Below are 15,045 nucleotides of genomic sequence, written 5' to 3'. Positions count from 1 at the left end.
AGTAGTGTCTCACTAACTTTGTAAGTTCAAAAATGATGGAATTGTTAAAACCACAATCAAAAACCTTATTGTTTTCCCTCATCTTATACAGATAATGATTGAGCCCACTTATTGACCCGCTTGTAACCTTTGAAGAAAATATTCCTCAGCAAATGATGATAGAAGACAAAACACTTACAGAGCAGGTTAAATTAATTCAAGAACTAGAACCAGATAAAAAAAATATGGTCTTCAAAATGGTTGATGCTTTCTTAACCTAAAAGAAGTTTAAGGATTTCTTTCAAAAAAATGTAGCTTCACTTTAAAAACATAAACCCCGAGCAAATTGCTCGGGGTTTATGTTTTTATTTATTTTAGTTCAAAGGTACTTTATTAGTGCTTATTTGCCCTTTAAATAAGATATAATTTTCTTTACGCATTTTACTAAGAATTTTTCTCTTTTTTATATTAATAAATTCAGATTGATAAAAATCAAGACTTAAACTGAAATCATTTTCAATCCTAATCCAATTTTTTCTGCTTCTGAAAGATAATCGTTTAAACAGATATTAATTAATTCTTCAGAGTTGTTTTTAACAAAAAAACATCATACTTTTTTTGACTGTAATTCTTACTTCTCTCATTTTCAAACCTAACAGTCATTATTTGAGTTTTTATCGTATCATTTACAAACAGATTAAATTTTACAAATGTACCTAACGAAAAATCTGGTTTTGTGTCTCCAAATGTAAAGTTATTATTTATAACATAATTTACATCTGAATTATTATTAATTTTTAAAGTTAATAGTACTTTTTTATCAGTAGTTTTTTTTGCATTTAATAACTCTATATTAACGTCTTGACCATAACCAAGGCTTAAAAAACTTAAAAAAAATATTAAAAATCTAGTCCTCATATTTTGTTATTTATTCAATTGTTTCCCCCAATAATTCACTTGACCGTGTCCATCTGGAGCATCATAAATATAATTCCAAGAGTAATGAACACTATATTCTTCTTGCTTTATTTCCAAGGCCGATCGATTTGACCAAGTTTGAAAATTCATATCACAATTATACACTACATGTGATAAATCTGCACCATAAGTATAAACAAAATCTAAATTTGTTTTTATTCTGGTTGTTGATAACGATATCTCGTATTTACCATTCGAAGTCATATTTGTTCCACCAGAAGCCTCACCCCCGTTTTTATTATACACATTTGTCGCTACCACTAACTCTCCTAATTTTCTTGCTGCCTGCCTAAATAAACTATATAATTCATCTACAGCATTTATATTGTCTATGAATTCTTCATTTGTAAAACCAAATTTACCATCAGGTTTTATTCCTTTTGCTTCTAGCTGTTTCCTAAATGATTTGTTTTCCTTCATCTTATGCAACGTGTGATTCAGTCCACTCACAACAAGCCCCGTCACAGCACCTTGCCAAAAATTACCGCCAGTAAGTGCTGCTCCCACTCCTCCGGCAACGGTACCGAAAGCTATCGTGCCCAAATCCCCCAGATTATCACCAATGCTATTAAAAACGGTGTTTGCAATACCTACAGTCTTTCCTCCAACTGTAGAGGTATTGGTTCCTCCTTGATAAAGACTACTGGCAATACTACTCAAAGCGCCGGCAGCAAAACCACTCCAAAACTTCCCTCCGGAGATTGCTGTCATGCCTCCCTGAAAAGTACCATGAGCTGCGGCCTGAAAATTACTTTGTGGTACTTAACTTTATGGACACGAGCCTGAGGTATTACAATAGCCGTTGTGATTTTTCTGCCCGGACCAGCTGGGCAAATCGCAAAGTTTTTTTGATGTTTTATTCAATTTTTGGTAATGACTTTGGTTTTAACCAAAGGGAATTAAAAATACCATCGTCGTTAATAACTACAATGCAATTATCTATAAATTCAACTGCATTTTCTTTACTATATGGATTTCCTATACAAACCCAACCTGTTTCGATATTTACATAAACCGAATATTCATAATCAAAAATATCGCTAACTCCATACGAGAACCCATAATCTAAATTATGTTCAACTTTTAATATTCCTTTTTTGCTCTTTGGCACTTTAATATTAGTTAGCATTTCCTTATTTAAACCACAAAAACCACTTAATGCAAAAACTCTGTTATTAAAAATTTGCAGCGCAATTTTATTAATTATTAACTCTAAATCAGCATTTAGGTCTTTATAATCCATATAAAAAGAGCATTCATTTTCAAGGTATAAAAGCTCTTTTCTAATTATTCCTGAATAATATTCAATATTAAATTTCATAAATTATCGTTTTACTGATTTAAACAAAAAATGATAAATTACTTTTGTTTCTGGATTTATGCCTAATTCCCATACTCCTTGACTACCTTGAAAAGTGCCAGTAGCTCGATAATTGACCCCACCTTTAAAAAATTTATCTGCAGATTTTGTTCCAAATTCCATAATGTTCTTAATTGTAGATGGAGAATTTATGTAAGGTCTAGAAGATAAATTATTAGCTACAGTTTTAGTAATAGAATATCCCCCTTGTTCTATTGAAGCTGCTCTACCAAATCCACCATACATCAAACCTCCACCAGCACCTTCATCTCGCATAATTTCCATATGGACACTATTGATACCTCTTGCCCATTTATCAAACCAAGTTTCCCCTTCGTGATAAAGCGGATAATCTCGCCACTCTCTATATTCCTTTAATGTTCCATACTTATTTCCATGCTTTCTAGGCGGATCTCCCGGGTCATCATCGTTCATATGCAACGTATGATTCAAACCAGCAACTACTAACCCAGTTACAGCGCCCTGCCAAAAATTACCGCCAGTAAGTGCTGCTCCCGCTCCTCCGGCAACGGTACCGAAAGCTATCGTGCCCAAATCCCCCAGATTATCACCAATGCTATTAAAACCGGTGTTTGCAATACCTACGGTCTTTCCTCCAACTGTAGAGGTATTGGTTCCTCCTTGATAAAGACTACTGGCAATACTACTCAAAGCGCCGGCAGCAAAACCACTCCAAAACTTCCCTCCGGAGATTGCTGTCACACCTCCCTGAAAAGTACCATGAGCTACTGCACTAACCGCAGTCCTAACATAAAAACTGCCAATTGTCCCCGCTGCACTCCCAATACCAAAAGTCACCGCAGCACTTGCCGCTCCAATAAAAGTAGCCTTTGCCAGTCCACCCACACTAAATGGAACATCTGCCAATAAAGCGGTCAAAGTGTAGGTTAATGCTGCAATAGCCGCGCCAATAGCAACAACCACTCCAAAACCAATTTCTGCATATTCACCACTTGGATCCGTATACTTAAGCGGGTTGTTTAACACATACCCGTATTTATTATAATTCTGTGTATTATAAGGCTCTTGTATATAATTGTCGGGTTGCAGGAATCGATGCAGTTTTGGGTCGTATAAACGTCCGTTCATATGTATAATTCCAACACTTTGCAAATGTTCGTGTCCTGTATACCCTCGGTCTAAAACGGTCAGACCTGCCAAAACATTACCGGCTCCATCCTGCACTTTTACCAGTGCACCCCAGGCATCAAAAAGTCTTTTTTCGACCAATACTCCTGTATTATCACTGATCGCCAGAATGGTACCCTGATAGTCTCTATGCAAATATAAATAATTTTGTGCTGTCCCATCGCTTTTTAGAACTACAGGAGCACTGTAGCCATCACCTCCAATATAGGTTACAAATTCAAGAGCTCCGGTCACCGTATTTTGTTTGATCTCCATAGTACCGTCTGCCGAATAATGTTTGCGATAGGTTCTCAGCAGTTTGTCTGTCTGTAGTCCACCATAAAACATACTGCTGCGGTCGTTACCATCGTTGTAGGTAAAACTAATTTTATCTACTCCCGTTTCTTCAATCTGTACCGGACTTTTGAAAGTATTGTAACTTATATTTAGGGCTCTTGTCGTCGTTGGTGCATCACTGGTTTTACGAATCTGAACGTCATCGTACCAAACGTTTCCTGATCCGTTGTTGTCTAATCGCAAACGTAATTTTCTGATGTTGGCCGGAACGGTAAATGTTGCTGTTATCTGCGTCCAGTTACCCTTGGTATTGTTTACTGTACTTACCTGTGTAACTGCATTGGCCGCATCTTTCATATACAAAAAGACTTCTGCCTGTGGATTGTCGCTGTAAAACCAAGCCGAGTAGGTATACTGTGTTGGGGCACTGTTGCTAATATCAACCCATTTGTCTGAAAACAAAAATTGCTTGGTTACAGCAGCGTTAACCAATTTTACAGCGCTTTTACCTGTACGAGAGGTTATATTGTCAAAGCTGTAAAATACTGTATTTGGATAGCGCTCTACTCCCCAGCCAGTTCTGTCTTCGAAACTGTCATTAAAAATCCCTTCTCTCGCGGCATAATAGCCAGTGGCTTCCAGAGTCGGGGTTATGGCTTTATTTTGATATGTTTTGGCAGTATCATATTCATAAGTACCAACTGCATTTTGCGTAATTCTTCCCTTGTCATCGTATGTCTGTGTTTCCTGAACTCCTAATCCGTTAGTATATTCGGTCAGGCGGTCTAAACTATCGTATTTAAAAGTTTCATTTCTGCTGAACAGACTATTGTTTCTGCTGTTCAGATTTCCTCTTTTGATTTCAAAAGCGGTAGTAAGAGTCATCACATTGACCACCGTTGGACCTGTTTTATCGTGTTTGATTTGAGTGGTATACCCGTATGGATTGTAAGCATTTGTTACCGCTATTCCATTCCCTAAAGCAGCTGTTAAAAGCTGTCCTCTCTCATTTAGTGTATTGGTCTGCCACAACACTTGTTGGGTGCTGTCATCTACAATTTGCCACGGAAATCCGTTTTGATACGTATTTTTTACCGTTTTGGCACTGGTTTTTCCGGCTGCGGTTGCTGTAGAGGTTTCTTTATCAACTCTTCCGAAAGTATCAAATGATAATTGTTTTACAAAAATCGCATAAGGCGTTGTTTCAGTAGTTTTAAACAGCCTTTTCAGAGCATCGTACTCATAACTATTGGTTGTGGTTTTTGCCTCTGTATTGTCTACAAAAGTACTGCTGATAATTTGGTTTAAACCGTTATAAGAATAAGTTGTTTTACTGTTGGTATTGGTTCCTGTAATTGTTTTTTCGGTTGGTTTCCCTGATGTATCGTATACAAAAGAGGTTGTACCATTAGGCGTGGTTTCTGTTATGAGTTGTCCAAAAGCATCATAACTATAGGTATAGATTCCTGCACTCGGATCTTCCATCCTTATCTTATTCCCCCAACCGTCTATATTTATTTTTACTTTGTTTCCCTGATAATCTGACTCTTTTAATTGTCCATTTGCATAATAAGTGAAATTTATTGTCCCCCCGGGGTCTGTACTCTGCACTTTGTTCCCTAAGGCATCTACCGTAGCAGTGGTAATCTTACCGTCATCATTGCTTGTAGTGGTTAAAACGGAATACGAAAGGGTTTGTATTTTCCCTGTAGGTGTCGTTATTTTGGTTGGTCTCATTAAGTAATCATACTCGTAAGTCGTCCAAAGATTGGGTACCGAAAAATAAGGTTCACTTTCTTTTTGTTTGCGTCCCAATCCATCATAAACGATTTGTTTAGATACCATCGTATTTACAGTAAATCCTTTTGTAGAACTTAACACAACTCTTCCTAAGACATCATACTGGGTAACTGTTTTGGCCTCTAAATTATTAGTGCTAATGGTAGTATACCCACCATCTGCCAATTTTGCATATACGATTGTTGTAGAAATTGGAGTTGTTGAAGAATTCGTTACCGTGGTATTGATTAATTTCCCCCAATTGTCATAGATAAAATTACTAACAACTCCCATATAATTCTTTGACTGCGTTACCTGTCCCAGCGGATTGTAGGTAAAATCAGTTGCAAATCCTTGATGATCTGTTTTTTTAATTACAAATCGTTTGGTGGTATCATAATCATCTTTTATTGTTCTGGCAGTCGGCACCGGTACTGCTGTTGGAGCAGAAACTGTTTTGGTTAGTAAATTACCCAATGCATCATACGTCATGTCCTCAACAATAGCATAGGTATTATGTCCTTTTTTCTCGGTTTTGGTTAAATTTGATCCTATATAGGTATATACTTCTTCAGAATTACGGGTATCTCCTGAGCCAGCATTAGTAGCAGATGTATTCACTTTTTTAGGTCTTCCGATATAATAGGCGTTTGCTAATCCTGTTGGATTGTTATCGTATTCAGTATCTGTGGTCACTGAACCCTGAAGTGTAGCGCCACTATATTTTTTAGTAACAGTTCTGGTTTCCAAACCAAAGTAATTATGACTATTAGTAACACCGTCATAAGAGAAAACAGTTTCGTTTTTTACTCCCGTCAAATGGTCTATTGTAGTTTGTTTGGTTAACAAAATATTAAAAACACTATTATTTGAAACCGTGGCATTACTTCCTCCTTGAGGAGTTGTTGGCGTAGCTGTAAATAGACTATTAGTAGCTGAACTAACCATGAATCCTGGCTTCAGAATTATCTGAGGTGATTGATAATTGACTGACAGGTCATCATTTATTTTCGACGAAGCCGTTATTGAATTATTGGCTTTATAACTCTGACCTACGGTTACAGGATCGGTAATGTTAATAACATTTTGAATAGTACTTGGAGAAATAGCATCCCCTCCTCCTTTTGTATAAGCAGCAAATACATTGTTTTTAGTACTTATCAGATTAGAAGGTATTGCATCAAAAACAGTAGTACCGGTAGTACTGGACCATGTTGTGACATTCGCCCCTCTCAGATTGATATCATTGTGCTGGGTTGTCCAAATTTTATCATCAGCATCAGATAAATACCAGCTGCTTCTTGTGGTTCTGGTAAAGCCAACGGTTCCATAATTAAAACTAGACACATATCCTCTGTATCTGAAATCCTGATACTTAGAAATTCCGTTTATGCTAGCGGTCAGTTTAGACACCAAATAACTTTCGGGATTTCTAATCATTTCTATATTGGGATAACTGACCGTATTGGCCGAAGAATAGAAATCAGTCACAGCATTACCCAGACCTCCTTCGGTAGCTTCCATAGGCAAATAATCAATAGTCTGTTTGATAGTGCCATTGGATTCTGTTACCGACTTTAACCGGTTTTCGGTATCTACATTTTTATTGAATTGGTAGTATTCGATTCTATTAAAATGTCCTCTAACTACAACAAGATCCGTATTAGCTCCATCGTATCTGTAATTAGAAGTAATCGGAATTGGAATATCCGGTGAATTTGAAGTAAAAACAGAAGAATCATAGACTAAACTAAAACCGGAACCTGACGTTTTTCCTATATTATTTGCGAAACCGGTTACTTTCCACTGCGTATCATGATCATTAATGCTCCAATCATCTTTGTAATAACTTCTCCAGACACGAACCAAATCTGATTTTCCGTCTTTATTAATGTCCATAGCAAAATAACTACTTAAATGTCTTTGAGTGTCAAAAACCTTTCCGGTATCCGGCCAGTACTCTACAATATTCATTGTTTCCTTTGTAAAAAACTCTCCTCCCGAAGGATTTGGATTACTATAGTAAATATTCCATTCTATTTTACCGGATCCACCCAAATCCGTTGGAATCATAATATCTGTTTTACCGTCTCCATTATAATCTCCAAATAACAAATGTTTTCTCAAATCACAATCAGGTATAACTCCCTGACCGATGATCTCTAACTGAACCCAAGGAGATTGAGTAAGTTGCTTAAAACTAAATATTTTATAACTTTTATCCTGATTTAATGTTAAAATGTCTGATTTACCATCACCATTAAAATCCATTACAAATTGTTTATTCCATTGGTCAGATACATTAATAGGAACACTGGTTTCAATTTTAATATAACCCGGAGATCCAATTGTATTCGAACTATTAGCATTCAAATCCAGTAGATGATACTCAAAACCATCATTCTCATCACCATAAATACAACGTCCAACATGTATCGGATCTTCTGCACCAACTCTACTGCTAATATAAAGTCGCTCATTTTTAGTTGAAATTATAAACATCTCAGAAATTCCATCTCCATTAAAATCTCCTTCAAAATAAATATTATTTCTTTTTATCTGAAAAGGCTCCTCTTCGTTTACGCAACGAGAATCTTGTTCAGCAGTTAATGTATTATTAAATAAAATACTTTTCGTATAAACATTGGGAACCGAATTATTAGTTAAGTTATAAACTTTAAAATCTAACTTGTCCAATGATTCGTTTATTTCAACTAAAGACTGAAATTGGTTTAATTTATTATTTGTTAACGTAGTGGCAGAGAACAACAACCTCCCATAAACTGCAAAAGGTAAGTTAACAGGTGTATTCCCTGTGTTTTCTTTAAATAAATTAGTAAAAATTTGATTGTTAGCAACAAAATCCAGTCTACCATCTCCATCAAAATCACCCGCAAGGTTTACCTGTTCAAATGCTAAATTATTATTATATTCTTTTACCGTTCGTTCTGCTATAGTGGGACTAACATTATATGCAAAAACAATAGGATTCGACAGCTCGTTTTGAGCATTGATTTCCTGTATTTCTTTTACTCTCTCATACCCTAGTCCGGTATCAACTTCATGTGTTAATTTATAGGTTCTAAAAACTAAATTGTTAGCATAAACTTTAATATTATCTAACAGCTGAGTGGCATAAACTACCTGTCCTTTCAGATAGTCTCTCTCAACACGGCCGGCCGCTTTGTAAAAAAAACCGATTTTATCCTGAGCTGCAATACCCGCTGTAGTATTTCCACTAAACACGATAGTGTCAATATACAGCTGGTTTGTATTGTTATAGGTAATTGTTTTATAATTATAATCAATAAAATTACCATTTACATCTTCAAAACGAACGATGTACCAAGCATTTACAGAAACTGAATTCTGCAGATTACCCAGCCCTTTAGAACCATACCAGCTTCTTGATCCATCGGGAGCCGTTACGATAAAATAGGTCGTAATTCCTTCAATTTTCAGCTCTATTTTGGTATTGCTTTTGTATTCCGTTTCATACGTTGACCCTGATCCCCAATAGGTTCCTGTTTTAATCAGCAATCGCTGTCCGTCTAAGGCTAACTTATCATCGGCATCAAAATCTACGCCGTCAACAAAACCGTCAATATCCCTACGGGTTGCTATACGACTTATAGCCGAAATACTGTTTATACTCCAGCCCTGACCGGCTATACCACCTCGTACACCACTACTGTAGTTAAGGCTTATTATCGGCGCTACTCCTTTTATACTGGGCGGTGTTGCGATTGGTAAAGTATAAGTTGCCGTACCCGAAGCCGAAATTTGTAATTCTCCTTTTGTATCTGCAAAATTTTGTGCAAAAGATATTTGGCAAAAAATAAGTATAATTAGTGCGTAAAATTGTTTCATCTGTTATTGTTTGACAATTTTTATATTTTTTTCTTCTCCTACGCTATAAGAAATTTCAACGATGTATAAACCGGAAGGCAAATTTTGAAAAGGAATGATCAAATTTTTAATGGTCTTATTTCCCTGATAGTTTTTTAAAGCCTGACCAGTAACAGAATATACTTTTACCGATGTTACATAATTATCCTCCTTAAGATCCCATTGCAAATACAACTCTTCTTTTACCGGATTTGGATAATAAGAAATTACATCTTCTGAATTTTTTTCCAAACTCTCTTCCGCAATCACTGCATTTTCTTTAATATCATCCTTTGTAACTTTAGATGCACAATTGATACACAGAACTCTGCTTATTTGATTTCCTGCTGCATCGTAACTAAAATTAATTTTCGTCTGTGCTTTAGATAGCAATGAGAATCCCAATACCAATATAACTAGATACTGCTTCATATTTTGACAATTATATGTATTAAAAAAAGTTATTTCTTAATAGTCGATACTAATTGAATCAGTTCTTTTAGTTCTTCAATTTCTTTCTTTTGCTGAATTAAATACAGGGTAAGTTTTTCAATTTCTTTATTCTGCTGAATTAAATACAGGGTAAGCTCTTCGATTTTTTCCTGCTGAATTTTAGTCATTTCCCCTAGTTCTAAACCATTCTCTGTGATTTCTTTAGCAGAGGGTACATTAGGTAAATGGCCGTTTCTAGTAATAAAAGTCTCCACTTCGCTCAAAGAAGGCAATTTATAAGACGGGTTAAAAACATAATCTGCCCAGGTATTGTATACTTTTACTTCCTCGGCTCTGATTTTTCCTTTTACGGAAAGTTTGTAGGTTGTTGTACCATCCGTAATACTAGAAGTTCCGATGCACAGATTAGTTCCAATAAAAACATCATTGTCAAATTTTGATGTTCCTGTTTTTACCCAAAAATTATGCGCAACCGGCCATACAGCCGTACCTCCCACTGTTAAATAGCTACCAGGTTTAGGGAAATCAACAAAAACATTCGTACCATCTTCATAAAGTTGATAAACAAGTTTTTGCGTTTTATCATTAAGCATGAAAAGACTCTCCCCACCAGCTATTGCGGTATGTCTAAGTCTATTTGAGTCATTTCGATCTTCTATGGCAAACATAGTTTTAGCATTGGCTGAAATATTAGAAGGCGGAACGTCATAGAAGGTTAGTAATCGAGTTCCACTTACTGAGGATGCATTCTCTTTCCTTAAAGTCCCTATATTCAACACAATACTTTTAGAAAAAGAATCTCCTTCGTTCAAAAATGTATAGGTCTTTCCAATAGTTGTAAAACCATTCACTTCTAATTTGGCAATTGGATTAGTCGTACCTATGCCTACATTGGTATTCGTAACCGGACTATTAGAAAGAATACTTGCACCACCTCCTGTACCTGTACTTATTTGTCCATTCGCAGTTAATACCCCTAAAAAAATAATTCCTGAATAAATTTTACTTGCAGTTTTTCTCATTACAATTTCTTTATTATCATATTTAAATCTTTCAAAACTATCAAAAAGAATCTACAAATAAAAGAAATCACTTCTTTACAAAGAATCTTATTAACAATTAAAAAATTAAGCCTTTAAAATTCAATAATTTATCACTCTAAACTAAACTCTCCCTAAAGTAAAAACACAATACAACCAAATAAATAAAATTATCAAAAGCTTGAGCAATGACCACACCTTGTATTCCGAAATGAGATATGAAAAATAAGCTCGAAAAATACAAAATCGTAAGCGAAAACAATTCTAGAACGATGAAGACAACTGTTAATCTTTTAGCAAAAAACTGATATCCCAAAATTAAAGAAGCAACTTTAAAAATATCGCCAATCAACTGCCAAAAGAAAAGAGATCCAACTGGCAAAAATTCTTTGGTAAACAACAATTGTATAATAAAATATCTCGCAAAATAGAGACCAATTAAACCTACTATAAAAACAGGTAATATAAACTTATAAAACTGCCAAAAAACAGCTTTTGTTTCCTGGTTATTTTGCGCTATGGATAGCTTGGGTAAAAAATAAACCGTTAGAATTGTACTTATGAAAAGCATATAATAAGACGAAATCCGGGTCATCGTTTCCCAGAAACCAGCCTGTTCAATTCCTAAATTTTCAATTACATTATTTCGTATCAACAAAAAAACAATTGACCCTAAAACAGAAGAAACTAGAGCCATTAAAGAATATGGCACTAAACTCTTTATGATTTTAAAATCAAATACAGTAAACCGAATTGTTTCTAAAAAACTAATTTCTTTATGGACAAAATAAAAAGTTACAAAGAATATTAAGGCCGGCGTTATAATAATAGCCAATAAAGCTCCAAATGTTTGTAACTGCAAAATCAGGAAAAGAGAAACCAATAATCCAATTGTATTTCCGATAATATTTACCCAAATAACTCTTTTAAATTTACCTAACCCGTTTAACAAGGCTAATAAGGAAACAGAAACAGCACACCAAGGCAAAGACAAAGCGAGAATTTTGAAAACAAATTGATACTTAAAAGCAAATCCAAAAATTCTACTATTCCAGAAGTCGGCAAAAAAATACAAGAATCCACTTAAAACTAGCGCTACAATAGTTAAACTAATAAAAACAGTAGCTACTATTTTTTTTAACTCTTCTTTGTTATTTTGATTTTCAGCGACATATTTTATAATACCGTTCTGAAAACCTAAGGTCGAAATACTTTCTAATGAGGTCAAAAAATTACGCAAATTACCAACCAATGCTATTCCACTGGGTCCTACAAAAATGGCAAGAAGTTTAGATGTTATTAAACCGATTCCAATTTTTAAACCAATGCTAAGACTGTTCAAAGAAGTAACTTTAAAAAGTGTAGTTTGAATTATTTTTTTTATAAAGTTCAATTTAATACTTATTTAAAACCTCAACAATAAAATCTACTTCCAACTCCGTTAAAACCGGGCTCATTGGTAAACTCAAAACTTCATCATGAATCTTCTCTGTAATTGGAAACGATAACTGATTCCAATTCGGGAATGCTTGCTGTTGATGTGGCGGAATTGGATAATGAATAACCGTCTGAATATTGTTTCGTACTAAATATTCTTGCAAACCTTCTCTATTTTCTGTTCGAATAACAAATAAATGAAACACATGATTATTCGAAAAATCCCAAACAGGAAGTATTATTTTATCGTTTTTAATTTCTGTTAAATACCGTTTTGCAATAACACGACGTTTGTCATTGTCAAGATCTAAATTGGGCAGTTTTAAGTTCAAAAAAGCAGCTTGCAATTCGTCTAATCTGGAATTGACACCGATATACTCGTTATAATATTTTTTTTGAGAACCGTAATTCCGCAGTGAAAACAGCACTTTTGCCAACGCTTCATCATTTGTTGTAATGGCTCCACCATCGCCTAAAGCTCCCAAATTTTTCCCCGGATAAAAACTGTAGGCGACTGCTGATTGTAGATTATTGCTTTGAGTCTTTTGACTTTCGACTTTCGACTTTAAACTTCTTCCTGCTCCGTGAGACTGTGCTGCATCTTCAATAATTAGCAAATTATTCTCCCTTGCAATGCTGTTAATCTGATCCATTTCTGCCCATTGCCCGTACAAATGAACTGCTAAAATGGCTTTCGTTTTTGAAGTGATTTTTTCCGAGATTAAATCCGGATTTAGCGTATAGGTCTCTAATTTGGGTTCTACCAAAACCGGAACCAAATCGGCTTGCAAAATGGCTAAAATACTCGCAATATAGGTATTGGCAGGAACAATAACTTCGTCTCCTTTTCGGAGTTTCCCTAATTGAACATAGGCTTTAAAAATCAATGTCAAAGCATCCAGGCCATTCCCCACTCCAATACAATATTCGGCATTACAATATTTAGCAAAAGCCTTTTCAAATGTCTCGGTTTCTTTCCCTAATATATACCAACCGTTATGCAAAACCGATTTCAGTTTTTCCTGAAAAGCAGCTTCATAAGGCTCGTTTATTTTTTTCAGATCTAAAAAAGAAATCATATCAAAACGTTATTTAGTAAGCTATAATTGGAAGTTTCAACTTCGTAAAAATCGTGAATTATGGTACTGGCTCCGAAGCTTTCCTTCCAATAGGACAATCCTTCATTTAGTTTTTTGCCTTGATTTTCATTTGAAATCCCAAAGTCAAAAAAACGCTTTTTAGCATATCTTTCCTGAATCAGATGTTGATATAAGAAATCTAAACTTCCTAAACGATCGTCTTGTTCCAATTTCGAAATATATTGGCAGTGTGCTACTGTTTCTGTTTCAAAAACAGTTGTTCCCCCTACGATTTTGTCTTCAAAATACACGTTAAACTGATGAATATTATCTGGAAAAAGTACCTTTAACCGACTAATTTCTTCTAAGGAATGAACCGGTATTGCCTTGTGTTTTTTATCCAGATTGGGAATCAAAATTTCATTCCAGAACAATTCAAAATCATTTTCTTCTTTGATATGCAACTGATTTGAAACTGCTTTCTGAAAACCTCTTTTTCTAATTTTTGAAACCGTATTTTTTTGCGACAAATCAATAACAGAAAGGGAATCCCGACGGATCAACTTCCCTTGAGCTACAAACAAAACATATAAAATTTCTTCGGCGGGTTTTAAATGATAAATTGAAGGAAGCGTTTTAACAATTAATTTTTGAATTCCACTTTCATTCAAAAATAACAGAACAGACTGAAAAACAGCAAGCACTGTGCTCAACTTGGTCTGATCTTTATAAACCAAGCCTCCGTAGGTAAGTCCCTGATGCGAATACACCAAATCACCTTCTTTATTGGCTGGTAAAACCGCTAGTAATTTTTCATTTTTAAAAACAAGAAGCGAAAAATCTTCAAAACGATCCTGATGATACTGCATAAAATTACGATGAAATAAAAAAGTTGCATTTTTGGCCTTCGCAAGGAAGTCATTCCAAATTGCAAAATCATTTTGATCGTATTTTTTTACCGTATACTTTGTCATCCCTGATTTAACTATTTGTGATCAAATGCTTTCAGATACCATTTGTATTTTACCGCCATCAGCCTCACTATAATGATTACCAAAGAAGTTATCAAATACAAAAGATCATCCTCCAGATTCATTTTTTTTAGTATAAAGAAAACGGCTCCTCCTAAAATACAGATCGTAGCATAAATTTCTCTTCTGAAGATTGTTGGAATCTCCGTACATAAAATATCCCGAATAACACCTCCAAAACAAGCCGTCATGGTGCCAAGAGCAATACAAATTATGGGATGTAAACCAATTGAAATTCCTTTTTCTAATCCAATTAAGGTAAAAACGCCCAACCCAATGGTATCAAAAAGAAACAAAGAAGTTCGTAGTCTGTCAAACTTTTTTCTGAAAAGAATGGCCAGAAAAAATCCGAATGTAATAACGTAAACATATTGCAGATCTTTCATCCATCCAACCGGGGTTCTGCCTATTAAAACATCACGCAGGGTTCCTCCTCCAACGGCTGTAACAAAAGCAATAATAAAAACCCCAAACGGGTCTAATTTTTTATGCATTGCTGTTAAAGCGCCGGACATAGCAAAGGCCATCGTACCGATCAGGTCTAATAAATGAAACATTTTTTATTTTTAGTTACT

Annotated in this window: 11 protein-coding genes; 1 reads left to right on the top strand and 10 read right to left on the bottom strand. The window is 35.0% G+C overall.

What is annotated here, in order from left to right; genetic code table 11:
* Positions 1-98 precede the first annotated feature (98 nt).
* Positions 99-260, top strand: a complete 162-nt coding sequence (locus tag ACHRV5_RS11895) for a hypothetical protein (protein WP_395426897.1) — start codon at positions 99-101, stop codon at positions 258-260.
* 292 nt (positions 261-552) lie between these two features.
* Here the strand turns inward: ACHRV5_RS11895 and ACHRV5_RS11890 are convergent, their stop codons facing one another.
* From ACHRV5_RS11890 to ACHRV5_RS11845, 10 genes are all read right to left on the bottom strand, one after another.
* The gene (locus ACHRV5_RS11890; protein ID WP_395426896.1) at positions 553-897 is read right to left on the bottom strand and encodes a hypothetical protein; all 345 of its coding nucleotides are present in this window, start codon (positions 895-897) and stop codon (positions 553-555) included.
* A 6-nt stretch (positions 898-903) separates the two neighbouring features.
* Positions 904-1,668, bottom strand: a complete 765-nt coding sequence (locus ACHRV5_RS11885) for a hypothetical protein (RefSeq protein WP_395426895.1) — start codon at positions 1,666-1,668, stop codon at positions 904-906.
* A gap of 145 nt (positions 1,669-1,813) precedes the next feature.
* Positions 1,814-2,278 carry a hypothetical protein gene (locus ACHRV5_RS11880; protein WP_395426894.1) on the bottom strand — a complete coding sequence of 155 codons (465 nt, stop codon included), beginning with the start codon at positions 2,276-2,278 and terminating at the stop codon, positions 1,814-1,816.
* 3 nt (positions 2,279-2,281) lie between these two features.
* The gene (locus ACHRV5_RS11875; protein ID WP_395426893.1) at positions 2,282-9,412 is read right to left on the bottom strand and encodes an RHS repeat-associated core domain-containing protein; all 7,131 of its coding nucleotides are present in this window, start codon (positions 9,410-9,412) and stop codon (positions 2,282-2,284) included.
* A gap of 3 nt (positions 9,413-9,415) precedes the next feature.
* Complete coding sequence (locus ACHRV5_RS11870; protein ID WP_395426892.1) at positions 9,416-9,862, bottom strand: T9SS type A sorting domain-containing protein; 447 nt, start codon at positions 9,860-9,862, stop codon at positions 9,416-9,418.
* A gap of 29 nt (positions 9,863-9,891) precedes the next feature.
* On the bottom strand, positions 9,892-10,905 hold the full coding sequence (locus tag ACHRV5_RS11865; RefSeq protein WP_395426891.1) for a hypothetical protein: 1,014 nt from the start codon (positions 10,903-10,905) through the stop codon (positions 9,892-9,894).
* 136 nt (positions 10,906-11,041) lie between these two features.
* Positions 11,042-12,316, bottom strand: a complete 1,275-nt coding sequence (locus ACHRV5_RS11860; protein ID WP_395426890.1) for an O-antigen translocase — start codon at positions 12,314-12,316, stop codon at positions 11,042-11,044.
* Position 12,317: 1 nt separating this feature from the next.
* The gene (locus ACHRV5_RS11855; protein ID WP_395426889.1) at positions 12,318-13,439 is read right to left on the bottom strand and encodes a DegT/DnrJ/EryC1/StrS family aminotransferase; all 1,122 of its coding nucleotides are present in this window, start codon (positions 13,437-13,439) and stop codon (positions 12,318-12,320) included.
* A complete protein-coding gene (locus ACHRV5_RS11850; RefSeq protein WP_395426888.1) occupies positions 13,436-14,413 on the bottom strand; it encodes a GNAT family N-acetyltransferase in 978 nt (325 codons plus the stop codon). The genes ACHRV5_RS11855 and ACHRV5_RS11850 overlap by 4 nt, the downstream gene beginning before the upstream one ends.
* Before the next feature lie 11 nt (positions 14,414-14,424).
* On the bottom strand, positions 14,425-15,027 hold the full coding sequence (locus ACHRV5_RS11845) for a trimeric intracellular cation channel family protein (RefSeq protein ID WP_047775506.1): 603 nt from the start codon (positions 15,025-15,027) through the stop codon (positions 14,425-14,427).
* Positions 15,028-15,045: the final 18 nt, after the last annotated feature.

This window comes from Flavobacterium sp. FlaQc-52, assembly GCF_044007495.1.
In the GTDB taxonomy this organism is placed as follows: domain Bacteria; phylum Bacteroidota; class Bacteroidia; order Flavobacteriales; family Flavobacteriaceae; genus Flavobacterium; species Flavobacterium cupriresistens.
Note: the sequence above shows the minus strand (reverse complement) of the source record. Positions and strands in the feature narration are given on the sequence as shown.

Excerpts from the sequence above, each read along its gene's own strand:
- ACHRV5_RS11890 (WP_395426896.1), bottom strand. The coding sequence starts at position 897 with ATGAGGACTAGATTTTTAATATTTTTTTTAAGTTTTTTAAGCCTTGGT.
- ACHRV5_RS11885 (WP_395426895.1), bottom strand. The coding sequence starts at position 1,668 with ATGACAGCAATCTCCGGAGGGAAGTTTTGGAGTGGTTTTGCTGCCGGC.
- ACHRV5_RS11880 (WP_395426894.1), bottom strand. The coding sequence starts at position 2,278 with ATGAAATTTAATATTGAATATTATTCAGGAATAATTAGAAAAGAGCTT.
- ACHRV5_RS11875 (WP_395426893.1), bottom strand. The coding sequence starts at position 9,412 with ATGAAACAATTTTACGCACTAATTATACTTATTTTTTGCCAAATATCT.
- ACHRV5_RS11870 (WP_395426892.1), bottom strand. The coding sequence starts at position 9,862 with ATGAAGCAGTATCTAGTTATATTGGTATTGGGATTCTCATTGCTATCT.
- ACHRV5_RS11865 (WP_395426891.1), bottom strand. The coding sequence starts at position 10,905 with ATGAGAAAAACTGCAAGTAAAATTTATTCAGGAATTATTTTTTTAGGG.
- ACHRV5_RS11855 (WP_395426889.1), bottom strand. The coding sequence starts at position 13,439 with ATGATTTCTTTTTTAGATCTGAAAAAAATAAACGAGCCTTATGAAGCT.
- ACHRV5_RS11850 (WP_395426888.1), bottom strand. The coding sequence starts at position 14,413 with ATGACAAAGTATACGGTAAAAAAATACGATCAAAATGATTTTGCAATT.
- ACHRV5_RS11845 (WP_047775506.1), bottom strand. The coding sequence starts at position 15,027 with ATGTTTCATTTATTAGACCTGATCGGTACGATGGCCTTTGCTATGTCC.